The organism is Rossellomorea sp. QJM3NY_18 (genome assembly GCF_056173145.1).
In genome coordinates this window covers 3,869,646-3,895,438 of the sequence record NZ_CM149659.1, presented here as the reverse complement: position 1 = coordinate 3,895,438, position 25,793 = coordinate 3,869,646, and the positions used below count along the sequence as shown (strand labels likewise).

Below are 25,793 nucleotides of genomic sequence, written 5' to 3'. Positions count from 1 at the left end.
ATATCTAAGAAGATTCTGATAATAGAGGCTTATGAGAAAAAGGGAAAAGGAAGGTGTTCGATTTGAAAGGTTTAAAAGAGATGGTTACTCGAAGGACTGTGGCAATTTGTCCAGCGTATGATGGGGTTCATCAGTCGGTCGTCCATGACTTTGATAGGAGAAAGACTTACAGTGAAAAATCCTCCATGGAAATTCTGGATGAATCCTGTATGACTTACAGGTCCACGTACGATGGAAGGATCAAAGCCGTCCGGCATGCATTCGACTACCTTAGAAAAACACCTCTTATGATCTGCCCGCAGCAATACATCTATGCGATACCCACCATGGCCCCAACCGATTATGATTGTATGTGGCTCTTCTGCCAGCATATCGAGTCAACCTCCACCAGAGAAGGAAAAACCTATGTGCACTTCACGAATGGAGAGCAGCTTGAAATCAACTGTTCGGAAAGTGTGATCATCAAACAAAGGGAGAGGGCAGCCGTCACCATGACTCATTTCTCCACCATCCCGTCCATCTCATCCTTGAACCGCAACGAAACCGGACTCCACCTCCCCGGATTCCACTCACACCTCCAGAACCTGGACGAACTCGGCGCCGATCTCAGAGGGACGGACCTCTAAAAGGTAACAAACAATCGAATATTAAAAAAACAGGAGTAGGAAACGTGTTCCAACTCCTATTTGTCGTTGTTTCAAAAAAATGAGTGTGTTAAATAATTGAATCTAGTAATGAGCCGTTAACCAGAATGGATTGGATAAACTCTGAAACTTGTAGGTGTTTTTACTATTTTATATGCTCATGAAGTTGATTGGAGCGGAAGGTGCTCGACTCCGACGGGGAATAGCGGGAAAGTTGAGACCCCGCAGGGCATAGCCCGAGGAGGCTCAACTCACGCCCCGCGGAAAGCGAGCACCTGCAGCGGAAGTCAACCAGCACTTTCCCTTTCAATTAATAACTATTAAAATAGAAAGCTTCCCCACTATTCCCATCAAAAACAACGGTCTATTTTAAAATTTAATTTCATATAATATAAAATTTAATTGAAATATTATTTTAAAAGCGAGTATAATAGAATTAATGTAAACGCATACAGATTTCTGGGAGGAATGACTTGTGAAAGAAGATAATGTTTTTGAATTATCAACAGAGAAGGTGAATCAGAATACGCTCGGGATTGATACAGCGAGTACCGGCGATATTCTTCACATGATGAATGAGGAAGATCAGAAGGTGGCCGAGGCTGTCAAAGTGGTCATCCCACAAATAGAAGGAGTGGTCGATAAGGTCGTGACGTCCATTTCTCAAGGCGGAAGACTGATTTATATGGGAGCCGGTACAAGCGGAAGGCTCGGTGTCCTGGATGCGGTGGAATGCCCGCCGACGTTCAGCGTGGATAGTGACGTCGTCGTCGGTTTGATTGCCGGCGGTGAGAAGGCGTTCGTGAAAGCGGTGGAAGGCGCTGAGGATGATGAGGGATTGGGTGTGGCAAATCTGCAGGAAATCGGTCTGACTCCTGTGGACACGGTTGTCGGAATCGCAGCTAGCGGTCGTACCCCTTATGTCATCGGAGGCTTGAGATATGCAAGGGAAATAGGGGCAACCACGGTGGCTCTTTCCTGTAATACGGGTTCCAAGATTTCTGCAGAAGCTGAGCATTCGATCGAAGTCGACGCAGGTCCCGAAGCACTGACAGGGTCCACCCGGTTAAAAGCGGGTACGGCTCAGAAAATGGTGCTGAATATGATTTCCACAGCAAGCATGATCAAGCTTGGGAAAGCCTACGGAAACCTGATGGTGGATGTGAATATCAGTAACTATAAGCTTGAGCAACGGGCGATCGGCATCATCGAGAGCATCACGGGGGCTGATAAAGAAACGGCCGCAGCGACGCTTGAGAAGGCGAATAATGAAGTGAAACCTTCGATTGTGATGATTACCCTCGGCTGCGGGTACGAAGAAGCGAAGAGCCGCCTGGAAGATGCCAACGGATATGTCCGGCTGGCCATTGAAAAATAGTCTTATCGTATAGGGGTACCTGTCCCCATCCGTTCATAGAAATAGAATGGGAGGGACAATCAATCGATAAATGGAACGAAAGGGGAAGGTGAAAGTGACGAATAAAGAATTGGCAGGAGTCATTTTGGAACGGTTTGGCGGTGCTGATAATATTGCAAGCTATGAACATTGCATGACGAGATTGAGAGTGAAGGTGTATAACGAGGACCTTGTTCAGAAAGCCGAGATCAAGAAGATAGAAGGAGTATTTGGGTTCGTGGAGGATGAAACGTATCAGGTCATCCTGGGGCCGGGTAAGGTCAATAAGGTGACGGAAGAATTCGGGAAGCTCGCTGCCTCCACAAAAGGAAATCTTGACCTGAAGGCACGGGCAGCAGAGCAAAAGGCTGATCTGAAGAAAAAGAACGCGACGCCATTCAAGCTGCTTCTAAGACGCGTGGCAAATATCTTCATTCCCCTCATCCCTGCGCTCATCGCGTCAGGATTGATCACCGGGTTCACGAAGTTCTTCGTTCAGGCAGGCTTGCTGAACGGGGAATCCCAACTTGTCATGATGCTTTCGATTATCGGAAGCGGGTTATTCGGTTACCTCGGCATCCTGGTCGGGATGAATGCAGCAAAGGAATTCGGCGGATCGGCGGCACTTGGTGGCTTGGCGGGGATATTGATCATCAATCCCGCGATTGGTGATGTAACACTGTTCGGAGAAAATCTGCTACCTGGCCGGGGTGGATTGATTGGTGTGCTGATTGCAGCCATCTTCATCGCATTTGTTGAGAAGAACGTTCGAAAGGTCATTCCTCAGGCGGTCGATATCATTGTGACGCCGACGATAGCGTTACTCGTTACAGGTTTATTGACGTACACGGTATTTATGCCGGTTGGCGGTTTTATTTCTGACATTATTACAAATGGTCTCCTTTCTCTTATTGACATGGGTGGCCTTGTTGCGGGATTCGTCCTTGGCGCTACCTTCCTGCCACTCGTTGTGACAGGCTTGCATCAAGGATTGACGCCAGTCCATTTAGAACTGATCAATACAATCGGGGATGACCCGCTATTACCGATCCTTGCCATGGGCGGAGCCGGGCAGGTTGGAGCGGCATTTGCCATCTTCATGAAAACGAAAAAGAAGAAGCTGAAGCGGGCAATCGGCGGGGCGCTTCCTGCCGGGATGCTTGGAATCGGTGAGCCATTGATTTTCGGTGTCACCCTTCCATTAGGAAGACCGTTCCTGACGGCTTGTTTAGGAGCAGGCTTCGGTGGAGCATTCCAGGCGTACTTCGATGTAGCGACGTTCGCCATCGGGGTATCCGGTCTGCCTTTGATCTTCTTAGTCAACGCCGGAGAGATCCTCTACTATACTCTTGGACTATTGATTGCCTATGCGGCAGGATTTGCTTTGACGTACCTGTTTGGGTTCAAGGATGAAATGGCGAGTGAGTTTGAATGATCGGAATTTCCGTCTATCTGTCTGATGAAGATGCTGAGGCGAGGATTCTTCGTGCCTCGGCGTCAGGTGTCAAACTCGCTTTTACCTCCCTTCATATTCCGGAAGAATCAGGCATAAGCACTGAGAGGGTGAGAGGTCTCCTGTCCCTTTTTAAAAGGGAAGGATTCCAGGTGTTTGCCGATGTGTCAAAGAAGACGCCTGCCATGCTTGGGCTTCATCATTTTGAAGAGCTGAAGGAACTGGGCGTCACGTCACTGAGACTGGACGATGGATTCACGACGGATGAAATGCTCGAGTTATCCCGTCATTTTCGGATCGCCATCAATGCCAGTACCGTTGGAGAAAAAGAACTGCAGCGGTGGATCGATTGCGGGCTGGAAACAGGAAACAGGATTGCCTGGCATAATTTCTATCCGAAACCGGAAACAGGGTTGGATGAGGAGTATTTTCTGGAGCAGCAACATTTGTATGATACGCTCAGTATTCCCATCTATGCGTTTATACCGGGGGATGAAAAGAAGCGTGGCCCTCTCCATCTGGGACTTCCCACTTTGGAAGACCACCGAGGTCAAAGTCCTTATGTCAGTGCCGTACAATTGAAACGGTGGGGCGTGTCGGGTGTATTCGTTGGCGACCCGGGCTGTTCTGTGGAACTGCTGGGGAAACTTGTACGCTTTGATCAGGAGGATGTCATCGAGCTCTCGTACAGAGGAAGTGATGGAATCCAAGGGGAGTACCAGCTCAGACCGGATCCGGGCCGGGATGTGTTTCGGTTGTTGGACACAAGGACGGAAAGCGAGATTCCTCCACAACTTACCGAGGAGCGGCCACGGGGTACGATTACACAGGATAATGATCTGTATGGGCGGTATAAGGGTGAAATGCAGATTGTTCGATGTGACTTAGAGAGTAACCCTAAAGTGAATGTTGTGGGTAGAATTTGTACAGAGTACCTGGATGTTATAGAGTTATTTGAGTCAGGTCAAAGGATAGAGATTAAAAGGAACTTCATTTATTGGAGGCCACTGAAAAAGTCCAGCATTTTAGAGATGAAAAATGATGTTTAAAAAACGAGGCTCCAGATTCGCTTCTAAGCGACGATAGACTGGTAGGGAGACATATTTGACCCCCTAAAAAACAGCATTTTTATAAAGTGACTACTTTTTCAGTGGCTTCATTTATTGAAGTTCTTTTTTATTTGAAATAGCGAGAGTACAATCAATCAATTATGGTCATATGCGGCTTCTTCTGTTCGTTATAATAAAAACAATCACCGTCATTGAGAAATTTGTCGATAAGTATTTTCTTTTAAATGATAGATTATTCTGATATTGGTTTTATAATGTAAATATAAGTATATTGATTTATGAAATTTAATTAGTATAAGGGGGGAGTTCCTTGTGCCGAGTTATTACATGAAAGAGATTTGGACACCATTAAAAATATTTGGGATAAAGATTTTTAGATCAGAAGAAAACAGCATCTTTATAAAAGTTTTCCGAAAACCAAGGAAACGTATTTTCTAAACCCGATATTATAAATACTTTTAAAAAAGCGTACGATAAAGGCAAACCCATTGAAAAATGGTGGCGCAGAGCTATAGGGGTTTCCGTCGTTGAGACGATGCCAGCCAGCTACCGTATACGCCGTTTTCCATTCTATCACCACACTGGAATTCTCATATTCCATTTGCATATCTTACCTTCTCCTTCACCATCTCTAGCACTATTTCAAAGCTTGAACCTCACAGCTTTCATTATTTAACCAAAATCATTGATTTGCTTCACTCGTTGGAACCCTCTCACAAAAATTTTCATTTCTGCGTGGCAAAAAGGCCCTACATAATAAATTGAATAGGAGTTGAGGTAATGACGAAAATCTGCACCTGCTTATGTGTGTTTCTACTTATCTTCAGTTTCAGTATCACTCCAATACTTGCTGCTGGTACCTTTGATCGATCATCCATCAAAAAAGAAATTTTCTCTGTTTCAAAAAAACAATCATTCAAGGTACTCGGTGATTCAATCTCTCATGAACTGAAGGAAAAGATGAGAGGTTCTAAGAAAGTAGATGATATGAAATTGATGGGGGATATATATGAGCAGGAACCCAATGATTCCCCTCATCAGGCTGACGCTATACAACTTGACGATATCCTATTTGGAAGCTTTTGGTGGGAAGAAGATTTGGATTTTTATAGCTTAAGTATGGATGAAACTCAAGATACGTATATTTACGGAACCACATTGACGCCACTCAATGACCTTGGATATTTGCTATTCAGTCCGAATGGCGAGCCGATTTATCCGGATGAATTGCTCCAAGAGGGAAGTGAAAAACTACTGATCTATTATTCTTTACCGCCAGGTTCGTATTATCTGGTAGCCACAGATCTAAACATGTTTGGTGAAGACGGAGTATATGGACTCACCGCTTTTACTGGAGAAGAAGCCACAGATAATGTGTATCGGATATACGGGAACGACCGGTACGATACTGCCATTGAAATCTCAAAGGCAGGATGGCCGGACGGTTCAGATACGGTTGTATTAACAAGAGACACCACATTTCCTGACGCCTTGGCAGGTGCCCCCTTTGCTTATCAAGAAGATGCACCGATACTATTAAATCCAAAAGGCAGCTTAAATAATAAGGTGAAAGCACGAATAAAAGAATTAGGGGCAAAGAAAGTGGTCATTTTAGGAGGGGAGGGTGCAATATCCGAGGAAGTTGCCAAGGACCTGAGGAAAAACGGCTTGGATGTACAGCGGATCGGAGGGAAGACAAGATATGAAACGGCAGCTAACATTGCCAAGCAACTGGGTGATTATAAACAAGCAGTCATCGCCTATGGCGGTAACTTCCCGGATGCATTATCCATCGCCCCATATGCTGCATCCAATGGGATTCCGATCCTTTTGAGCCCTAAACAAGAATTAGCGAGTGAAACGAAGGGAGCCCTGAAGTCTGTTACGGATACGATTATTGTGGGTGGGAAAGCAGTCATCTCAGAGCAGGTGGAAAAACAACTTGCTAAAAAGAATCCTTTTCGAATTTCAGGTAAAGACCGTTATGAAACATCGGTCAACATCGCCACTCAGCTTCAAATTCCGAGGGATATCATTACAGTTGCAACAGGAGAAAATTTTGCAGATGCCCTAACAGGATCCGTCCTTGCAGCAAAATACTATGAACCTATTATTCTGGTTCAGAAAAATAAAGTGCCAGCCTCGGTAAGAACATATATTTCAGATAATAGAACCTGGTATTACACTGTACTTGGCGGAGAAGGGGCTATTTCTGAACAAGTGGTGCAAGAGCTAAGCGGTTTGTAATTGAGAAGGACGAATGGTCATCCCCAGGGGCGGGCCTTCGTCTTTTTTTATTTTCAGCAACTGAAACGACCCAACCTGAAGAAAATACCAAATGATTATCATCCTGCCGCTGATTTTCTGTTATGATATTATCAACGAATATTTCGACAATAACCGGAATGAAGGGAATGCCAATCAATGACTAGTGCTTCAACCATGCTGATACAATACCTGGAAGATCATTCAGACGAATTTCTACATAATTGGCGCAAAAGTATCGTCATTTCAGATAATGATATATATAAAGAAGAAGTATTGAACAATGGTGTGAAGATGTTTCAATTAGTGAAGCGTGCGATTGTGAAGCCCCTCACGGAAGAAGAAATCACCACACTTGCCAACAAGACGGCTCTTGAACGGGTCAATGCCAACGTGAATATCAGCGAATTCGTATATAACGTGAATATAGGCAAGAGCATCATCATTAAATGGGTGAGTAATTCTGGAATCGAACTGCGGACATTGCAGCCCTTGATTGAAGATATTAATTCGCTATTTGACCGATTTTCCTATCTAGCTGTCAGAAAATATACGGAAATAAAAGAGCAGCAGCTTCAAGAGAAGGAACTGTATATCGACCAGACCCACAAGGAACGATTGACGATCCTAGGTCAGATGAGTTCAAGCTTCGTTCACGAATTTCGGAACCCCCTGACGTCCATCATCGGTTTCACTAAGCTCCTGCAGAATGGCTACCCTGATCTTCCATACCTGGATATCATGCAGCATGAGCTTGAGCAACTAAATTACCGCATCTCTCAATTCCTTCACGTATCGAGAAAAGACCTGATCGATAGTACAAGGGAAGAAATCATCCTGACCGATCACTTGGAAGAAACCATCGAGTTCCTGTATCCGAGCCTCCTGGATGGGGATGTGTCAATCGATTTCAAATGTGAGGAAGATATCAAAGTGCTCGGAAATCGTGATGAGTTAAGGCAGGTATTTCTCAACCTCATCATGAACTCCATCGACGCCCTTCAAGAAGTGAACGGGCACAGGCAGATCAATGTCGCCTGTGATGTGAAGGAAGGCAGGACGAATCTCATCATCTCCAACAATGGGCCCCAGATCAAAGAAGAAACCATCGAAGCAATCTTTGAACCTTTTTACACGACGAAAGATCTCGGGACCGGGATCGGTCTTTATATTTGTAAGAAGTTGATTGAAAAGCATGGTGGTGAAATATACTGTCATTCTGATGATAATTGGACCACGTTTACGATTGGGATCCCTGTTGAAACTAATTTGATAGTGTAAGAGTTTAAAGATTCCTGGTGCAAATTCTGCGCTGGGAATCTTTTATATATATTTTTTTGAAAACCCTGGATATCCTCATCCTCTCCAGGGTTTATGTCACCCGACAGCTGAAGAGGTTCCCCGTGCATGGATATAATCCATCAGCTCCCCAGCCGGCAAAGGCCTGCTGAAATAGTAACCTTGTGCATACTCACATTCCAATTTCTTCAACCATGCCAGCTGTGATTCGGTTTCGATACCTTCTGCCACGATGGTCAGATTCAAATGCTTGGCCATGGCATGAATGGCGGAAACGATCGCTTTATTGGATTCATGATCATCCAGTCCCATGATGAAGCTCCGATCGATCTTCAACGTTTGAATCGAGAATTTCTGCAGGTAGCTTAACGAGCTGTATTCAATGCCGAAATCATCAATGGCAATGGATACGCCGATTTCCCGTAGGGCAGTCAGTTTCGTCAGGGCTTCTTCCACATGATGCATCGTCGTGCTTTCCGTGACTTCGAGTTCGATGAGGGAAGGGGGCACGTCATATGTGTTCAGCACATCCCTCACCATGTCGACAAATGTAGCATCATGGAATTGACGGGAAGAGACATTGATTGAGATCTTGAATTCATGACCCTCCTGAATCCAGACTTTCAGCTGCTTGCATGCTTCAATTAGAATGCGGTGTCCCAGTGGAATGATCAGTCCCGTTTCTTCAGCTAAAGGAATGAAGTCCACGGGTGAAATCAGCCCTTTGACCGGGTGATTCCATCTGACCAACGCTTCCACCCCGACGATCTTGTTTGTCATCAAGGAGAGTTGGGGCTGGTAATACAGTTCAAACTCTTCGTTGATCAGCGCTTTTCTCAGGTTCTCCTCAAGCTCGATCGGGTTGATGCCTTTCTCCTCAAGTTGATCGGAAAATAAAAGCTGATACGCGCCTTCGCTCTTTTTCATCGTATACATGGCGATGTCGGCCTTTTTCAACAAGGTGGAAAGATCATGACCGTCATTCGGGTAGAGGGAAATCCCGATGGAAGTGGACGTGATGATGTCATGGCCCCCGATATCAAATGGGGTCTCCAGACTTTCATGAATCGCAGCCGCCACCTTATGGACGTCATTCCGGCATCTGATGGAAGGAAGAAGGACGATGAACTCGTCACCGCTCATCCGTGCAATGAAGTCTTTCGTTCCCAGCACTTTTACACATCTTTTCCCTACACGGGAGATGAGCTCATCCCCGTATCCATGGCCCAATGTATCATTGACGATTTTAAATCGGTTCAAGTCGAGTAGCAGGATGGCCATCTGCTCATGACCCTCCTGTACTTTCTTCTCGAACTCTTCATTAAAATAGCGCCGGTTCGGTAATCCTGTCAGTTCATCATGATAAGCGAGGTATTGAATTTGCTCCTTATCCCGGATCGCTTCCGTAATATCCGTCGCCAGGACATGAGCCCCCGTCACTTCCCCATCGAGGTAGATCGGTACCACAATGACCTGAAGGGACATAATGTGCCCTTTCCGATGGGGGAATTTCATTTCGAACTTCGAGGGCTCACCGATCAAGGATTTCTGGAATGCGGTCTGGATCTCGTCCAGATCCTTCTCCATGACATACGATTGGAAGCCTTGACCAATCATCATATCCATAGGGTAGCCCGTCATATCCGCAGCTCTATTATTGGCCTCTATAATGACACCATCTCGATTATACGTGAAAATGGCAGAAAGATTATTCTGATATAAGGACCTGTATTCCTGTTCTTTCTCGTAAATATCCTTCATCTGTTTTTTATGTAAATCATGGGCCAATTGGTCCGGAATGAACCAGAGTGCCAGCAGGATACCCATCTCAATGATAAAAGGAAGCATCTGATTGTTTTCCACCCGGGAAAGCTGCGGTCCATATTTCTCTGGTGAAAGAAGGGAGTAAGCCGTCAGATAGGTAATACCTGAGAAACCAAGCCCCATAATAAAGCTCCAGAATGCGTGCGTTTTCCCTCGATAGGAACTGTTTTCCTGATTGTTGAGCTGCAGGAGCATCCGGAAAAAAGGGAACGTCACACCAAGGGTCATCAAGATCGTTAAACCTATGTACATCGGTTTTAATTCAACATAAGGATAAATCAACCCGATATACGTGGCGAAATTCCCCGCCATCATGATCAGGGAAAAGATGAACCCTCCCTTGATAAAGTGAACCTTATCCGTATTCACGTCCTGAAATAGACGGAGAGACAGATAAATACTGAAAAAACAAATGACCAAAAAGATTGGAGCGAAATAGATGAACCGTTGGATGAAAATCTCGTATGAAACCATCAACATCACGGAAGCGTGGAGCATGCAATAAAAAATTGTATAAATAAAGGAAGGGAGCCATAAATCCTTTTTGCTCACCAGTTGTTTCTGGCCGTTTCGCTTGAACGCTTCCTTCAGTGCCAAATAGCTGCAGCCGGCCGATAATAAAACACTCATGGTTATATTTATGAAAATTAGTAGGGAATCAGCCATTTGTACCTCCGTCCAAATACCTATTTCTAACAGTATATCATGTATTTCGACGGAATTTTCTTATTTTTTATGTTTTTCTTCTGTTAATCGACAAGGGATTGAACGATCGGATTTACCCTAATCAAAAAACCTCCCCGAACCACCCGGAAAGGTCACTTCAATCGCTCCATATCTTCAATCATTTCCTCATAAGGCGGATTCGACACACCTTCATACTGTTTCAACAAAATCCCGTTCTCACTCACCAGATAAAAAGAGGTCCCGTGCACGAACTGATTTGAACCCTCTACCTCCGCGGCAGGAGTTTTAAACGACACATTGGCGAAAGATTCAATCTCATCCCGGGTGTATCCCGTCAGGAAGCTCCAGTTCCCGGCATTGAATTCATACCGGCTGCTGTATTCCTTCAGCACATCCGGAGTGTCATGCGCCGGATCGACGCTGATCGAAACCAATTGGACCTCATCCTCCCACCCGGCCTCCCCAATCTTTTTCTGAAGCTTAGCCATATTCGCCGTCATCGGCAGACAGACCGTATCACAATTCGTGAAAATAAAATCGGCCACCACGATCTTCCCTTTATTGAGAGCGGCAAGCGACGTCTTCTCCCCATTCTGATCAACGGCGGATAAGTCCCCGACCTCCACCTTCATCGGAAACGACTCCTCCGCATCCTGCCGCTGACATCCACCCAACAACAGAAAACCCAATGCCACGATTGAAACCATAGACTTCACACCCACTGCGCTACCCCCTTCTATAATAGAGGTCCGTCCCTCCACGTGGAGGGACGGACCTTGCTTCGTTAGTCGATGAATTGTTTGTCGATGAGATCGGTGAATTCTGGTTTTTCTTTCAGGAATTTGAGTTCGTAAGAGGAGTCGGCGAATGCCTGGACGGCGTCTGAATCTACTTTGTAGGTGAATCCGATTCGTTCCCATGCCTGGTCGACGACTTCTTTACTCAGTTCCTGGCCTGTGACTTCTTTTACGTCTTTGATCGTGATTTCTTTTGCTTCTTCAGGATTTTCTTCTATAAATGAAGTCGCTTCTTTATGGGCATCGACGATCTTTTGAATCGTGTCAGGATGTTCTTTTACCGATTTCCCTGACGCCACGAGTACGGAAGCAGGTAGTGTTTCCCCGAAAGAAATTTCATCATAATTGATGATGATGTTGGCGCCTGTTTCTTGTTGGATCACGGCTGCCCAAGGTTCAGGAGCGACGGCAATGTCGACTTTTCCGGATTTCAGCATGTTCGCATATTGTGCAGGGTTTCCTGTTACGTGCTTCATCGTGCCCCCGATGCGCTGGGACTCGATCCCGTGCTCGCCGAGGAAGGTTTCCACCTGGACATCATGAGTACAACCGACTGCCGGCGTGATGAAAGATTTGCCTGCAAAATCCTCTACGGACTTCACGCCGCTTTCTTTACTTGCAAGGACCACGGTTCCTCCCGTCGATCCGCCGCCGATGATTTTCACGTCGGCGCCGGTCATATAGTTATTCATGGCTGGGCCAGGTCCCACAAGACCCGCATCGATATCACCCGTTTTCAAGGCGGTCATGAACGAAGAACCATCCGGGAATGTTTTGTATTCCACCTTCGTGCCGTCTCCCAGCTGTTTTTCATAAAATCCTTTGTCTTTTGCAACCATGGCCGGGACGTGGTTAATATTAGGGAAATAACCGATGACGACTTTCTTGCTTACATCGCCACCCGAGCTCTTTTCAGTCCCGCAGCCGGCGAGAATCCCAAGGAATGTGAAGAAAATCGTGACAAGTAAAAACATCTTTTTCATTATTTATCCTCCTAAGTGCGGGTGAACCCGCAAATTTGTTTACGATTCCAATCCCCAGCGTTTGATGACGGATTTCTCGATGCGCTGGAAAAGCAATTGATCGACGATGGCCCCGATGACACCGATGATGATCATGACGGCGATCACAAGGCTCATGTCACCGAAATCCGAGGCGTAGCGGAGCGTGTATCCAAGCCCCGGACCGGTACTGAGGAGTTCGCCTGCCATCAGTGCCCGCCATGCGAATGCCCAGGCAAGGCGCGATCCGGTGACCACATAGGGGATCGACGCCGGAAAGATGACCCGGATGAATAAGTCCAATCCTCTCGAGCCCATCGTTTGTGCGGCTTTTAAAAAGAGGGGGGAGACGTTTTTGATCCCCATCCGGATGTTCAGGGCCATGACGAATGTTCCCCCGAGGATGACCACGAATATGACAGCTTTTTCATTGAGTCCGAACCACATGATGGCCAGTGGCAGCCAGACAATGCTCGGTACACTTTGAAAAGCGAGTAGCAAAGATCCGAGCGTATCGTCGGCAGTTTTTGATTTTGCCAGAAGTACGCCGATGCTTGTGCCGATGACTAACGAAATCCCAAGACCGATGAAGAGCCGTTTAAAGCTCGCGATCAGATCGATAATCAGGGTCTGATCGGCAATCCCTGTGTAGAGTGAATGGAAAACGGATGTAGGTGATGGAAGGATGATTTCCGTCCAGAATCCCAATCGTGACCCCGATTCCCAAAGGCCGATGATGAGGGCAAAAAAGATGATGCGTTTAAGAGCTGTGTTCATAGGCCAATTCCTCACTTATCACTTTGTCGATTTCCTTCTTTAAATAGCTCATGATATGTTCTTCGATTTTCACCATTTCTTCCTTATGGGCATCCCGTGGACGAGGGATATCCACTTTGATATCCGCTAAAATCGTTCCGGGCCGGGTCCCCATGACGATGATCCGGTCTGATAGCTTGATAGACTCCGAGATACTGTGAGTGACGAACAGGACGGTCTTCTTCGTTTCCATCCAGATCGTTTCAAGCTGGTGGTGGAGGCGTGAGCGGGTCTGTTCATCCAAGGCGCCGAATGGTTCATCCATGAGCAGGATCTCTGGATTCATGGAGAGGGCACGGGCGATTGCCACCCGCTGCTGCATTCCTCCAGAAAGCTCATGGGGATAATGATCCTGATAGTTTCCGAGCTGGACCATATGTAAGTATTTGGCGGCCTGGGCTCTTGCTTCTTTCTTGGACATTTCTTTTTTCAAAGGGAATGTGACGTTGTCCCGGACATTCAGCCACGGGAACAGCGCAGCCTGCTGGAAGACCATGCCCCGGTCTTTTCCGGGTTTCTTGATTGGATTTCCGTCTACAAGGACTTCTCCGGATGTAGAGTCGGTCAATCCTGCCACAATCGAAAGGAGGGTGGATTTCCCGCAACCCGATGGTCCCAGGATGGAGACGAATTCACCCTTATCAATTTCGAGATTAATCTCTTTTAGCACGTCTGTGGGCTTACCCGTCTTATCAAGATATTGCTTATTTAAATGGTTGATCTTGATGAACATCTCATCACCCCTTATCTTATAATTCTTATTAGTTTAGTCGGAATATAAATAATACAATTATAGTATATTGGGGGAGGTTGTCAAGGTTTCCTTTATTTTGGTAACAGAAAAAAAGGAGCACTTGTCAACCTAATCAGAATATTTGTAAATAAAATGAAAAAATATCCAAATAAATGAAATATTCATAAGGTCAGCATCGTCTAATGTATATAAAGGAAAAGCGGGGGGATGGGATGTCTGACAATAGGAAAGTTTATGATTGGTTTCATCATTACAGTGATTCGAACTACAGGTTTCTCGTACCAGGCGTTAAAAAATTGCCATTTATGACAGGAGGAAAAAAATGAAAAATGTAAACAAAGAAAACCTTTCAAGAACTTCAGAAAACAGGATTTGGAAAGGTGATAAACGGGGTAGTCTCATTGCAGCAGCACTTGGTATTTTCGTATTTTCATTGCTTACCATTTACATCATTTCAGGAACAGAGAAAGGACCGGAACATGAACGATACGTGCAGGCGGAAGAGGAAACCCAAGCAGTTTATGAAGAAGGGGAGGGGAACCTGCATAAAACGGAAGAAGAACAAATGTTGAATTCTATAGAAGAGTACAAGTTGAAGTCAGTTCAGTATCTTAAAAAAATGGCAGTGGAACCAAGGGGGGAGGTCGAGGAAGTTGACCAAAAGACAGAGAAGGTAACGAACCAAGAAAACCGTTTAGAAAACAAAAAAAGGTCTGTCATAGTGGAGGACGAAATCAACATGGCGAAAGCAGAAGCTGAAGAGAATAAGCGTAAGGAAGAAGAGAGAGTAGCCCAAAAACGCAGGGAAGAAGAGAAATTAGCTCAAAACCAGAGGGAAGAACAAGCTTCGAAACCAAAAGAAGTAAGCAACAGCGGTACAGTATCTGAAGAAAAGGAAGATAGCTTAGATGAGAACGATCCGGAAGATGAGCTGTACCCGCTGGAATTTACGATGACAGATCCTAATGGCCATACGTTTAAACTAAGTCGTGATTTCAGTATCTATAAAATCGGAAAAGGATATGACGACATTGCGAGAAAATATGGAGCGCGTTTTTACTATACTCCAAACTCGGATGTGTCCAATGTCATCATCGGCAGGAAAATAATCGCCACCGTTTCTCTCGTATCAGCAGCCAACGTGGAGTATAAAGACCTTTTTATCGACCTGATGACCTTTCAGTCTAAGAAGTACACAAGGGAACAATTCGCTGCCTTGGTTGACACTGTCATTCGGAGTGGAGAACCTTATATAGTTGAGGAAGGGGACTCGGGGGAATTATTAAAAGTGGAAAATGGAACAATCATTTATCACAGTTGGTAGAGTAAGGTATCACAGTTGGTAGAGTAAGGTTAAAAGAGGCATCCCGTTTTTCGGGGATGTCTCTTTCTTGCTCAGAGACAACGTCACCTGACAACTATCTCCCATCCTCAATATGTGGCGTTTGCCATGCTGGAATTTCCATGCCGAATAAGAAATTACTCGTTTTTAACCACCCTAAAGAGGGTAACCCTATACTAAATACCAAAATTTTCTTTAAAACCAATAGGAGGGACCAAATTTGATCAGCCAAACGAGAGATATTGTCCAAAAATCATTAAACGCGTTACTAGAGGATCAGTCATTTTTACCGGAAGTGAAAGGTGAGAACAGAAAGAAAGCGTTTACGTCGTTGACGTCGATCCTGTCGACGCCGAATCACGTACATAAATCGTATTTGAGGATTCCACTGGATGATGAGAAAGTCGTCCGGATCCCTGCGTTCCGCGTTCAGCATAACAATGCCCTCGGGCCATATAAGGGCGGGATCCGTTTCCATGAGTCGGTGAATGAGGAAGAGGTTGTGAACCTGGCGTCGTTGATGACGTTGAAGAATGCCCTTCATGACGTACCGTTCGGCGGCGGGAAAGGCGGAATCATCCTGAATCCCCGCGAGTATTCCGAGAAGGAGCTTCATTTGATCGCGAGAAAATATGTGCAGTACTTCAGTGACATCCTCGGACCTGATAAGGATATCCCGGCTCCTGATATGGGATCCGGCGAACGGGAAATGGACTGGATGATGGCCGAGTACAAGAGCATTCGTCCAGGGATGCCATATAGAGGAAGCTTTACCGGGAAAAGCGTCGTGAATGGCGGCTCCCTTGGCCGACGGGAGGCGACGGGGAAAGGCGTGTTCTTTACCTTCCGATACCTCGTCCATAATTTCGTGAAGGAACAGAAGAGCCTGCTGACGAAGACGGATAATATATTTGCGAAAACGGCCCTTGATTATGAAGACCGTCCCTTGACGATCGCCGTCCAGGGATTCGGGAACGTTGGATCGGTTGCAGCTCTTGAAGCCCACCAGTCCACCCACCTGCAAAACAAAGTGGTGGCGGTGAGCGACCGGAATGTGACCCTGTACAATGCAGATGGTCTTGATATCCCGGCACTGGTCGAGTTCACGATGAAGAATAAGGGTGACCTGCCGACTGAAGATGGACAATTGAAGGAAATAGGAGTAAAGGCGGAAATTCAAGAGCGTGATGAGGTCCTGTATTTGGACGTTGACGTTCTGATGCTCGCTGCCCTTGAAGATCAGGTACATAAGGATAATGTAGGGAAAGTGAAAGCAAGAATCATCGTGGAAGGGGCGAACGCGCCAATTACGACTGAAGCGGATTCGTACTTGAGTGATAAGGGTGTCATCGTCATCCCCGACATCCTGGCCAATGCAGGAGGGGTGATCGTCTCCTACTTCGAATGGCTGCAAGGCAGGGAAACCCAGTTCTACACAGAGGAAGAAGTCTTCAACCTCCTCTACGACAAAATGAAAACCACCCTTGATACCGTCCTGCCCCTCTTCTTCGGAGACCCTTTCCCACTCCGCCAGAACTGCTACATCCACTCCGTCATGAAACTCTCGACGGTCCTATATCGACAAGGGAAACTGTATTAACATTTGAGGGACGGACATCTATTCCTAAGAGCTGGTGCTAGGAGTCGAGGTCCGTCCCTCTAAATATTTTTTTATGTAAGGTGTCTTTCTGTCTCTCCTTCGCCTATATAAAGGGTGAAAGGAGGTGAGGCACATGGCAACAGCGGATCTGAAGTCGACGAGAATTCGTCTCGCTTACAATGATGGTCAGGATGAGAAAGGGAAGCCTAAGTTCGCGTACAAATCGTACAGCTACATCAATGCCCTGGCATCAGCCGATGAGATGAACAGTGCAGCATTATCCATCGCGAGTCTTTCATCCAAAGCACTTTTCAACGTTGAGAAGCTCCAGAGTTTTGACATTAATGAGTAAGAGAAAGTGAGTGATACCACATGGGAAGGAGGTATAAACGATGGCAAAAGTATTGGAACTGGAATTTAAAACCGAGACGGGGAAGTCAGCAAAGTTATCCATTAATGACCCGATCGAGCCGATTGATACAGTGGCTGTGAAAGCCGCGATGGACAACCTGATTACGACTAATGTATTTGCAAGTGCGACGGGTGCATTTGTGAGCGTGGAAGGTGCCCGGGTGGTGGAACGTAATGTGACGGATTATGATGTGATGTAATTTAGTGGAGGAATTTTAAAGGCAGCGGAAACCATTACGGTTCCCGCTGCCTTTTTTGATCTTATACATATACTTCAATCGTATTTGATTCTTCATGAAGCCATTTTTCAAGTTCCTGTCGTTTCAGTTTGATCCCGCCTCGGCGGTAACGGTTGGACATCTGTTCAAAAGAGGCTTCCTTCCCGTTCACGACGACACGGTTTGATTCAGGCTGACCAAGATGATAGACAAAGGTGACAGGGCGATTCATGATCTCGAAGTCCATTCTCAATCCGTTGAGGTTGAGTGGTAATACCGGATCGATGACCCAATCTTCCCCTTCCTGACGAATACCCAAACAATTTGAAATCAGCTGGTTCATATAGATTCCAGGACCACTTGAGTAGATTCTCCATCCGCCTTTGACCGGTACACTTCCGTCACGCAGTTCGTTGAACCGTTCCTGTGCTTCATAGCGGGTATTGAATTTACCGTCCGAGCTGCTGAAGTACGCATTGCTTTGTCTTCTTTCGGCATTTGGCACGACGTCTTTCAGGCCGATTGGATTGATGATTTGCAGTCCTTGCCACACTTCATCGGTTTTACCGAGCTTCGCCATGGCTTCCACATAGCGAATGTGGGCATGTACGTATTGTAGCCCGATTTCACGGCCGAAATTTGAAGCCTGTTCGGCACGTTTAAAGTGTGTACTTACTCCACCTTCATACTTGGCTGGACGGTTCATCAGCCGTACACCATCGGGACAGTAGAGATGCTCTTTGACCAAATGGTAATGTGCGTTCGCCTGTTCCGGTGTGAATAACTCTGAAATGATGCTTCGGTTCATTGGCAGAAGGCGGTAATGAATACCGGTCTTTGTATCTGTCGGATGCACCATGAACTCCGGGTTCCCCGCCTCTTCAATATAAACAAACCCGGGGATGACCTCATCCTTCAGAATATAGGTGTTGAAATCCTTCTGTATTCCCTGAGCCAATGCACCGATCTCCTGCGCCTCCTGATCAAATGTACCATCAAGAACGGCTGCCAGCTTCTCAAGCACTTGATAGGTGAGGGCGACGGTCCAGCTACTGGCCATATATTTCTTCAATTGAGCGTTAGCGGGCTGCAGGGTATCGTCCCAATCTCCATCACCGTAGGAAGACAAGAACGTGTCATGGAGGAAATTCTCCTTAATATAGGAGATTTCTTTTTGAATATGGTGAAGCAGTGTTTCTTTTTCCTCAGTAAAACCAAATCCGTTCCGTTCTGTATATGGGATTCTTTCATTCAGAATGCTGTAATCGTTCGTAGCTGCAATGTAGTCGCCGACGACTTTCAGCGGCCAGACGATGATATCCCCGTGGCTGTCGTCCTGTTGGAATTTGTAGTACCGGTCAAACATGAACCATTGCGGCCAGTTTCCGTCATCCTCATACTGATGGGAGTAGACGGTTTTAATGATGTCTTTGACCGATTGATAATTTTGAGTCGCCATGAAGTATTCCGTCGGCCCCTGGCACACATCACGGGTACCCCAGGCTGCTCCGCCGTATTGCTCGAGCCCGTGGGGAACGGAATAATGAACGAGCATATTATGTGTGTACCACCAGGCGAGGGAGTTCACTTTTTCCAATTCTGCAGGTACATCGTCGCCTAAGGATAGCCTGAATCCGTTCATGACCTTATGGTAATAGGCACGATACTTTTCGATTTCTTCCGTTGTATCCCGTGTCTTAAACGGTTGCTCTTCCCCATCGATCAATCCCTGGATCGTCATATTCCATTCGGACGTTTCACTTATATCGATGACAAGCAAGGAGGCAGAATTTTTTTCAACGTTTTGAGCCATTCTTTCTTCGTTCCCCACTTTAATGGAAGCGCCGTCCACGTTCATCCGGTAGCGTAACTGCGGGAAAACCTCACTGCTCTCTGACTGGCGGTCTGCCGAGATCATCAACCCATTTGCCTCTTCTTCCACATGAAACCCGACTTCATATTCATGGTTGTTCATCGTTACCTGATTGGTGACTAGGTAGCGGTGGTGCTGCTTGTTTTTGGATTCGACATGAAGCCTGACTTCAGGTGAGTCCACAACGGTATAGTTGGTGACGATAATCGTATCATCAGCCGTTTTATAGTACCAGCGCGCATAGTTGAATCCAAGTTCAAACATGGATGGCATGGCAAGTAATCGATACGATCCAGCGATTTCGATGTAAATTCGCTGACCCGATGTTTTCATCACGTTCGAATGATTTCGTTGATTCGTCATCATTTTGTTGAAGGATGTGTTGCCAACAACGAGCTGAGAATTGAATAATCCATACATGAATGAAGTGGTGGTGATGGTATCTTCTTTCAGTTGATGGTTCTGTCCTGACATCAGGATATGCCCATGGGGTCTTTCCGTCATCAATTCTTTTTCTTTCAATACGACATGTTCATGGGTTTCAGTGAAGAAGGAGAGGAGTGAATCTCCTTCGCGCTCTTCATTACGTCTGGTAGGGAAATAGGCGCCGACTTCTTCCTCGGTCATGGATAGAGAAGATAGTGGATCACCGAATTCCGGGTTCAAACGTACTTGATTTGTTAATGGAGCGAATTCAGATTGAGCCTGTGCCGCTTCTTGCCATGCGGCTTCTATCTCTTCCTGAAACTCCAGTGATGAAATGGCGGCTTCATGGTTTTCTTTGAAGGCACCGTAGAAAACAACATGCGTTGACCCGTTCAGTCGTATTTTTTCTGATTGTAGCGCTGTAAAAGCAAACTCATATTGATAGACTTCATTTGTGAGGGTGGCACTTTTTAACGCTTCAGGTTCGTTCGTATCTTTATATGTCAGTCCATAAAATTGAAATCCGTCCGTGGAGTAGCCGATTGTCCTTCCAAGGGCTCCCTGTTGAATATAGGGGAATCCACTTGATTGGGGCTGGTTTTGCCGGGAGCAAAGGACGTAGCCTTTCTCTTTATCCTGGAACACTTTATGGTCGATGTACTGTGACATATAGGCTTCGTTGGAACGAACGGCCCCAATGTCTGCAAGACCGAGGTCCTGCCCGTAAATGACGTCCACTTCAGCATCCGTCCCATCAAGTTTCACATCCCAGAACCATACGCTTTTTTCTGTTAAGGTGAACGTGACTTCATAGGAAATCGTTTCAAATGATCCCGTCCATTTGACCTGTGATTCAGCGAATTGTACGTTGCTTGATGACTTCACTCCGATAAGAGGGATGAAGTTGATTCCTGAAGGCTCATGAATGCGCAGATAGAGATTATTGAGTGAGCCGTCGATCGGGTTTGTCACTAACTGATTGATCATATTCTGTTTATGTGTGACGGTGAAAAGGTCACCGGTTTTTAAAAAATCAAATTGAAGATCCCCTGCTGTTAATTGAACATGTGAATGCATCGTTTTTCCCTCGATTCTTCTATTTTGTTAGTGTGAATGTTTTCTCCGTGACCTCTTTGCTGTTTCTTCCGATAAAAGCGGTAAACGTACCTGGATCGCTCGTATATTGAAGGTCAGAATGATGATACCTTAATTGCTCTTCCGAAATCGTAAACATGACGTTTGTCGTTTCTCCCGGCTTCAGGCTGATTTTTTTGAAACCTTTCAATTCCTTTACAGGTCGGATCACTTCTCCGCTGTGATCGCGGATATAGAGCTGTACGACTTCATCACCTGCAACTGGACCGTCATTTTTCACCTGAATGGAAATATCGAGGGACTCTTTTTCGCTTATCGTTTCCCGTGATAACGTCATGCCGGAATAGGTGAAAGTGGTGTAGCTTAAGCCGAACCCGAATGGCAGCAGCGGGTCGTTCGGGATGTCGAGGTATTGCGATACATACCGTTCCTGTGCATCAGGTGCCCCTTGAGGTCTGCCTGTATTGAAATGATTATAATAAACAGGCACCTGTCCCACATGATAAGGGAAAGACATGGTTAAACGTCCTGAAGGATTCACGTCTCCATATAACAAATCGGCAATGGCATTCCCGCCTTCCGTACCTGGATACCAGGCCTCAAACACTGCGTCTGTTTCATCCAGTACTCCGTGTAAGTCAAGGGGGCGTCCGTTAAACAGAACGGCAACCATCGGCTTATCCAATGATTTCAGATGCCCTATAAGTTGTAATTGAGCAGAAGGGAGCTGTATGTTCGCTCGGCACCCGGCTTCACCGCTCATTTCCGAACCTTCCCCTAAGGTCAATACGATCACATCCGCGTCTTCGGCTGCTTTCACAGCTTCCTCCACCTGGGCGTCTGTGATGCTTTCGATGTCACAGCCTTTGGCGACGGACAGGTCGGTGATTTTCTTTAGAAGTCCCTCTTTTACTGTGACGGCTTCGTCCTTTGAACCAAGCCACGACCATGGTCCCAATATGTCCCCGTTCTCTGCAAACGGACCTATGAGGGTCACTTTTTGTTCCTTTTGAAGAGGAAGGATCTGTTCATTTTTCAATAGGACGCAGGATTTAGCCGCAAGCTCCCGAGCGGCGTTTCGATGTTCTGCGCTCATGACGACTTCCGCTTCACGCTCCACGTTTGCTCCGCGATACGGATTTTCAAACAGTCCCAGCTTTTCTTTTAACTGTAAAATTCGTAAGACAGCTTCATCAATGATCGACTCATCCACCTTTTTTTCTTCTACAAGCTCTTTTAAGTGATTCACATAGGCGGTTGTCATCATTTCGATATCCACCCCTGCCGTGATCGCCTTATAAGCCGCTTCCTTTTCGTTCTCCGCCACTCCATGGGGGATCATTTCCTTCACTGCTCCCCAATCGGAAATAAGCACGCCGTCAAATCCCATCTCTTTCCGGAGAAGATCCCGCATCAAGCGTTTGTTTCCGGTTGCAGGGATACCGAAGACACTGTTAAAGGCGGTCATCACCATTTCGCAGCCTTCATCAAGTGCAGCCTGGTAGGCAGGGAGATAATTCTCACGAAGCTCTCTTTCAGACATATCGACGGTATTATAGTCACGCCCGCCTTCAGAAGCGCCGTAAGCAGCAAAGTGCTTCACACACGCCGCCACCCTTTCCACTTCAGCAGTCAAGTCCTGACCTTGGAAACCACGGACGAAGGCTCGTGCGAATTCACCGTTCAGAAAAGGATCTTCTCCCGTTGATTCCATCACTCTTCCCCAGCGAGGATCGCGGACAAGATCGACCATCGGGGCAAACGTGACATGAACACCTGAAACGGAAGCTTCCTTTGCTGCAATCTCCGCGCTCTTTTCGGTTAACTCCAGATCCCAGGAACATCCGATGGCGAGTGGGACAGGGAAAATCGTCTTAAATCCATGGACGATATCGGACATGAATAATAAGGGGATCCCCAGGCGGTTTTCTTCCAAGTGCGTGCGCTGGATGTTGATAATTTCTTTCGCTCCCGATGCTCCGAGGACGGAACCGCTGTTTTGAACGACTTCCCCGGTTACACCCATTTCAGCCATAGGACCGGTGATTTGTCCCTGTTCTTTCGCTCCTTTGAAAAAAGGTGTGGCCAACTGCATAAGCTGGGCGATTTTTTCATCCAATGTCATTTGATTCAATAGTGAAAGCAGCTTGTTTTCCCTCATGGATAGACCCTCCGTATGACGATTCATTCGTTTATTTTTTTAACTTTAGTGAAACGTTTCGATGAACAATTGAGTTGAATTATAAGCGGGTTTCAGCGGATAGTCAACCCGTCCATTCTTATCCATTAACTACCTTTTACTGCTACACACCAGTGTTTTACTGGTGTTATAGGCACCTTTGTCAGGCAGTAGATATGTTGAATCAAGTAATTTTTAAAAAAGTGTTGAAAGCGTATTCACGTTTGATTATAATATAGTTATCGAAACGTTTCAATAACTTGAATGATTTTTCATGACAGATAAACTCTCCTATTAAATGAGGGATCATTCTGATGCGCTTTACCATTTTTAAAGGTGTCAAAACAAATGGAAATGGAGATGGGGAAATGAAAAAGACAATGTGGTCCTTACTACTAATCGGTATTCTGGCTTTATCCACGATTCTTACAGCCTGCGGAGGCAATGGTGAGTCGAAGGATGGAAAGAAAGAAATCACCGTGTGGGCGATGGGTGAAGAAGGTAAGAAGCTGAAGGAAATGACTTCGAAGTTTGAAGAAGAAAACAAAGATATCTCTGTCAAGATCCAAGCGATCCCTTGGGGGAATGCTCATGATAAGCTCCTTACGGCAGTCGCTTCAGGAAATGGCCCGGACGTCCTTCAATTAGGGACGACATGGGTACCGGAATTCGCAGATGCAGGTGCACTACTGGACTTGACTCCATACTTGGAAGACTACCCGGAATTCAAACCTGAAAATTACTTTGAGGGGTCCGTCACTTCTATGAAGTATGACGACAAAGTCATCGGTGTCCCTTGGTATATCGATACACGCGTACTATACTACCGCACAGATCTATTGAAAGAAGTCGGATACGACAAGGCTCCTGCTACTTGGGATGAATTAAAGGATGCGGCCAGTAAGCTGAATAATCGGGGCGACGATGTGTATGGATTGGATATCGACCGCAATGATCAGATTACACCATTCATCTTTGCCTGGCAGAATGGGTACGAATTTGAAGGTAAGGATAAGATGAACTTCGATTCTCCTGAATTCAAGGAAGCAATGGAGTATTACACCGACTACTTTAAAGAAGGCATCAGTCCTACGACAGAAGGAATCGATATCGTACAGGCATTCAAAGATGGCGTTAAACCAATGTTCTTCAGCGGCCCATGGATGATCAACATCATCAACGATCAGGCACCTGACTTGAAGGATAAATGGGCTGTAGCCGTTATGCCTAAGAAAGAAACGAACACATCAAGCATGGGTGGATCCAATCTATCTGTTTTCCATAATTCTGAGAATGTGGACGAATCACTGAAATTCATCTCTTATATGAATAAAGTGGACACGCAAATGGAATGGCTGGATGTATCCAATACCCTTCCTTCACGCGTCGATGCATGGGAAGAGCCTAAGTTAAAAGAAGATCCGATGCTGTCTGTCTTCGGTAAACAACTGGAAGATACAAAAGCATCACCGCAAATCAAGGAATTTGAAGTGATTGCACAGGAGTTCCTATCTACCATCGAGAAAATCACGGTCGGTGGAGCCGATTTAGACAAAGAGCTTGAGAAATTCAACAAAAAAGCAAATGAAATCGTAGAGAAGTAAGAGAGACTAAATAAAACTGACGCTGGCATAAGAATAAAATGGAGTTACAGGTGTACTGCCTGAACTCCATTTTTAACATCATTTTGCGTACGTTTAGATAGGTGGGATATCATGAGCAATGGATGGAAAAACAGTATGAGCAAAAATAAACATCCCTATATGTTTATTGCTCCTGCAGTGATCATTTTAACTGTTTTCAGTATTGTTCCTATTATTGTAGCTTTTTTGATCAGTTTCACAGACCTTGACCTAAAAGGGCTTGCCGACTGGTCGAATGTCAGCTTTATCGGCCTGGACAATTACTCGGCGTTAGTGTCGGATGAATTGTTCCATAAGTCGATTTTCAACACATTGTTTTATGTGGTCATTGGCGTTCCTCTTGTCATTGTTTTCTCATTAGGGATCGCCCTGCTGCTGAATTATGGGACAAGTAAACTGTTTACCGTATTCCGCGGCGTATACTACATGCCTTCGATCACGAACATCATTGCCGTCGCCGTGATATGGGGATTCTTATACAATACCGAATACGGATTATTTAACTACTTACTATCTTTACTCGATGTCGAGAAGATTCCTTGGTTAGGAGAGCCAACGATCGCCAAGCTATCGTTGATTGTGTTAGCCGTATGGAAAGGGATCGGGATCAATATGATCATTTTCCTTGCTGCCCTGCAGGGGATTCCAAAGTCCTATTACGAAGCGGCGGAGATGGATGGGGCGAACCGTTGGCAGGTATTGAAGAATGTGACGATCCCGTTACTGCGCTACGCCACTTTCTTCGTCACGGTCACAACGCTGATCGGATGGCTGCAATTCTTCGAGGAACCATTCGTTATGACCAACGGTGGACCACTTGATGGGACAATTTCAATGGCGTTATTCATCTATCAACGAGGATTCCAGTTCAGTGAATTTGGATATGCAGCCGCAGGCTCATTCATCCTGTTTGTCATCATCATTATCATCACGCTTCTTCAATTTAAGATGAGAAAATCTGATACAGAATATTAAGAATGAAACTATACAGTATCGGGGC

General features: G+C 45.8%; 19 protein-coding genes and 1 riboswitch. Of the genes, 12 read left to right on the top strand and 7 right to left on the bottom strand.

The window, feature by feature from the left end; genetic code table 11:
* Nucleotides 1-80 precede the first annotated feature (80 nt).
* The 6 genes from AC0VXY_RS20095 to AC0VXY_RS20070 all read left to right on the top strand — a co-directional run bounded on the left by AC0VXY_RS20095 (nucleotide 81) and on the right by AC0VXY_RS20070 (nucleotide 8,109).
* Entirely contained in the window at nucleotides 81-626 is a 546-nt protein-coding gene (locus tag AC0VXY_RS20095) for a competence protein ComK (RefSeq protein WP_475526320.1), read from the top strand.
* A gap of 493 nt (nucleotides 627-1,119) precedes the next feature.
* Nucleotides 1,120-2,022 (top strand): N-acetylmuramic acid 6-phosphate etherase, encoded by a 903-nt coding sequence (gene murQ, locus AC0VXY_RS20090; RefSeq protein WP_475526319.1) that lies wholly within the window; start codon nucleotides 1,120-1,122, stop codon nucleotides 2,020-2,022.
* A gap of 94 nt (nucleotides 2,023-2,116) precedes the next feature.
* Complete coding sequence (locus tag AC0VXY_RS20085; RefSeq protein ID WP_475526318.1) at nucleotides 2,117-3,475, top strand: PTS transporter subunit EIIC; 1,359 nt, start codon at nucleotides 2,117-2,119, stop codon at nucleotides 3,473-3,475.
* Nucleotides 3,472-4,542, top strand: coding sequence for a MupG family TIM beta-alpha barrel fold protein (locus AC0VXY_RS20080; RefSeq protein ID WP_475526317.1), 1,071 nt, complete (start codon nucleotides 3,472-3,474; stop codon nucleotides 4,540-4,542). Before AC0VXY_RS20085 ends, AC0VXY_RS20080 begins: the two co-directional genes overlap by 4 nt.
* A gap of 489 nt (nucleotides 4,543-5,031) precedes the next feature.
* Nucleotides 5,032-5,117: riboswitch (cyclic di-GMP riboswitch) on the top strand.
* 226 nt (nucleotides 5,118-5,343) lie between these two features.
* A complete protein-coding gene (locus AC0VXY_RS20075) occupies nucleotides 5,344-6,810 on the top strand; it encodes a cell wall-binding repeat-containing protein (RefSeq protein ID WP_475526316.1) in 1,467 nt (488 codons plus the stop codon).
* 177 nt (nucleotides 6,811-6,987) lie between these two features.
* The gene (locus AC0VXY_RS20070; RefSeq protein WP_475526315.1) at nucleotides 6,988-8,109 is read left to right on the top strand and encodes a histidine kinase N-terminal domain-containing protein; all 1,122 of its coding nucleotides are present in this window, start codon (nucleotides 6,988-6,990) and stop codon (nucleotides 8,107-8,109) included.
* Nucleotides 8,110-8,205: 96 nt separating this feature from the next.
* On the opposite strand, the gene AC0VXY_RS20065 is transcribed toward AC0VXY_RS20070, so the two are convergent.
* The 5 genes from AC0VXY_RS20065 to AC0VXY_RS20045 form a co-directional block, all read right to left on the bottom strand.
* The gene (locus AC0VXY_RS20065; protein ID WP_475526314.1) at nucleotides 8,206-10,581 is read right to left on the bottom strand and encodes a putative bifunctional diguanylate cyclase/phosphodiesterase; all 2,376 of its coding nucleotides are present in this window, start codon (nucleotides 10,579-10,581) and stop codon (nucleotides 8,206-8,208) included.
* Nucleotides 10,582-10,769: 188 nt separating this feature from the next.
* On the bottom strand, nucleotides 10,770-11,360 hold the full coding sequence (locus AC0VXY_RS20060; RefSeq protein ID WP_435989172.1) for an SCO family protein: 591 nt from the start codon (nucleotides 11,358-11,360) through the stop codon (nucleotides 10,770-10,772).
* A 62-nt stretch (nucleotides 11,361-11,422) separates the two neighbouring features.
* On the bottom strand, nucleotides 11,423-12,418 hold the full coding sequence (locus AC0VXY_RS20055; RefSeq protein ID WP_475526313.1) for an aliphatic sulfonate ABC transporter substrate-binding protein: 996 nt from the start codon (nucleotides 12,416-12,418) through the stop codon (nucleotides 11,423-11,425).
* Nucleotides 12,419-12,457: 39 nt separating this feature from the next.
* Nucleotides 12,458-13,213, bottom strand: a complete 756-nt coding sequence (locus AC0VXY_RS20050; RefSeq protein WP_061810393.1) for an ABC transporter permease — start codon at nucleotides 13,211-13,213, stop codon at nucleotides 12,458-12,460.
* On the bottom strand, nucleotides 13,197-13,985 hold the full coding sequence (locus AC0VXY_RS20045) for an ABC transporter ATP-binding protein (protein ID WP_475526312.1): 789 nt from the start codon (nucleotides 13,983-13,985) through the stop codon (nucleotides 13,197-13,199). Before AC0VXY_RS20045 ends, AC0VXY_RS20050 begins: the two co-directional genes overlap by 17 nt.
* A 343-nt stretch (nucleotides 13,986-14,328) precedes the next feature.
* Here AC0VXY_RS20045 and AC0VXY_RS20040 point away from each other — a divergent pair, with 343 nt between their 5' ends.
* The 4 genes from AC0VXY_RS20040 to AC0VXY_RS20025 all read left to right on the top strand — a co-directional run bounded on the left by AC0VXY_RS20040 (nucleotide 14,329) and on the right by AC0VXY_RS20025 (nucleotide 17,559).
* Entirely contained in the window at nucleotides 14,329-15,330 is a 1,002-nt protein-coding gene (locus AC0VXY_RS20040) for a hypothetical protein (RefSeq protein WP_475526311.1), read from the top strand.
* A gap of 238 nt (nucleotides 15,331-15,568) precedes the next feature.
* A complete protein-coding gene (locus AC0VXY_RS20035) occupies nucleotides 15,569-16,948 on the top strand; it encodes a Glu/Leu/Phe/Val family dehydrogenase (RefSeq protein ID WP_475526310.1) in 1,380 nt (459 codons plus the stop codon).
* Between the two features lie 133 nt (nucleotides 16,949-17,081).
* The gene (locus AC0VXY_RS20030; protein ID WP_060672475.1) at nucleotides 17,082-17,300 is read left to right on the top strand and encodes a DUF1659 domain-containing protein; all 219 of its coding nucleotides are present in this window, start codon (nucleotides 17,082-17,084) and stop codon (nucleotides 17,298-17,300) included.
* 40 nt (nucleotides 17,301-17,340) lie between these two features.
* Nucleotides 17,341-17,559: a DUF2922 domain-containing protein gene (locus tag AC0VXY_RS20025; protein ID WP_098438972.1), complete on the top strand. Its 219-nt coding sequence runs from the start codon at nucleotides 17,341-17,343 to the stop codon at nucleotides 17,557-17,559.
* A 61-nt stretch (nucleotides 17,560-17,620) separates the two neighbouring features.
* Here AC0VXY_RS20025 and AC0VXY_RS20020 read toward each other — a convergent pair whose 3' ends face one another.
* Both AC0VXY_RS20020 and bglX read right to left on the bottom strand, forming a co-directional pair.
* Nucleotides 17,621-20,953 carry a GH36-type glycosyl hydrolase domain-containing protein gene (locus AC0VXY_RS20020; RefSeq protein WP_475526309.1) on the bottom strand — a complete coding sequence of 1,111 codons (3,333 nt, stop codon included), beginning with the start codon at nucleotides 20,951-20,953 and terminating at the stop codon, nucleotides 17,621-17,623.
* A gap of 19 nt (nucleotides 20,954-20,972) precedes the next feature.
* Nucleotides 20,973-23,132, bottom strand: a complete 2,160-nt coding sequence (gene bglX, locus AC0VXY_RS20015; RefSeq protein ID WP_475527909.1) for a beta-glucosidase BglX — start codon at nucleotides 23,130-23,132, stop codon at nucleotides 20,973-20,975.
* A 386-nt stretch (nucleotides 23,133-23,518) separates the two neighbouring features.
* Between bglX and AC0VXY_RS20010 the strand changes: the two genes are divergently transcribed.
* Both AC0VXY_RS20010 and AC0VXY_RS20005 read left to right on the top strand, forming a co-directional pair.
* Entirely contained in the window at nucleotides 23,519-24,754 is a 1,236-nt protein-coding gene (locus tag AC0VXY_RS20010; RefSeq protein ID WP_435989179.1) for a sugar ABC transporter substrate-binding protein, read from the top strand.
* A 111-nt stretch (nucleotides 24,755-24,865) separates the two neighbouring features.
* Nucleotides 24,866-25,768 carry a carbohydrate ABC transporter permease gene (locus tag AC0VXY_RS20005; protein WP_435989180.1) on the top strand — a complete coding sequence of 301 codons (903 nt, stop codon included), beginning with the start codon at nucleotides 24,866-24,868 and terminating at the stop codon, nucleotides 25,766-25,768.
* Nucleotides 25,769-25,793 lie beyond the last annotated feature (25 nt).

Bases quoted from the DNA above. Each gene is read 5' to 3' on its own strand.
- AC0VXY_RS20065 (WP_475526314.1), bottom strand. From the start codon at position 10,581: ATGAGTGTTTTATTATCGGCCGGCTGCAGCTATTTGGCACTGAAGGAA.
- AC0VXY_RS20045 (WP_475526312.1), bottom strand. From the start codon at position 13,985: ATGTTCATCAAGATCAACCATTTAAATAAGCAATATCTTGATAAGACG.
- AC0VXY_RS20055 (WP_475526313.1), bottom strand. From the start codon at position 12,418: ATGAAAAAGATGTTTTTACTTGTCACGATTTTCTTCACATTCCTTGGG.
- AC0VXY_RS20050 (WP_061810393.1), bottom strand. From the start codon at position 13,213: ATGAACACAGCTCTTAAACGCATCATCTTTTTTGCCCTCATCATCGGC.
- bglX (WP_475527909.1), bottom strand. From the start codon at position 23,132: ATGAGGGAAAACAAGCTGCTTTCACTATTGAATCAAATGACATTGGAT.
- AC0VXY_RS20080 (WP_475526317.1), top strand. From the start codon at position 3,472: ATGATCGGAATTTCCGTCTATCTGTCTGATGAAGATGCTGAGGCGAGG.
- AC0VXY_RS20010 (WP_435989179.1), top strand. From the start codon at position 23,519: ATGAAAAAGACAATGTGGTCCTTACTACTAATCGGTATTCTGGCTTTA.
- AC0VXY_RS20025 (WP_098438972.1), top strand. From the start codon at position 17,341: ATGGCAAAAGTATTGGAACTGGAATTTAAAACCGAGACGGGGAAGTCA.
- AC0VXY_RS20070 (WP_475526315.1), top strand. From the start codon at position 6,988: ATGACTAGTGCTTCAACCATGCTGATACAATACCTGGAAGATCATTCA.
- AC0VXY_RS20005 (WP_435989180.1), top strand. From the start codon at position 24,866: ATGAGCAATGGATGGAAAAACAGTATGAGCAAAAATAAACATCCCTAT.
- AC0VXY_RS20040 (WP_475526311.1), top strand. From the start codon at position 14,329: ATGAAAAATGTAAACAAAGAAAACCTTTCAAGAACTTCAGAAAACAGG.
- AC0VXY_RS20095 (WP_475526320.1), top strand. From the start codon at position 81: ATGGTTACTCGAAGGACTGTGGCAATTTGTCCAGCGTATGATGGGGTT.
- AC0VXY_RS20020 (WP_475526309.1), bottom strand. From the start codon at position 20,953: ATGCATTCACATGTTCAATTAACAGCAGGGGATCTTCAATTTGATTTT.
- AC0VXY_RS20030 (WP_060672475.1), top strand. From the start codon at position 17,082: ATGGCAACAGCGGATCTGAAGTCGACGAGAATTCGTCTCGCTTACAAT.
- AC0VXY_RS20075 (WP_475526316.1), top strand. From the start codon at position 5,344: ATGACGAAAATCTGCACCTGCTTATGTGTGTTTCTACTTATCTTCAGT.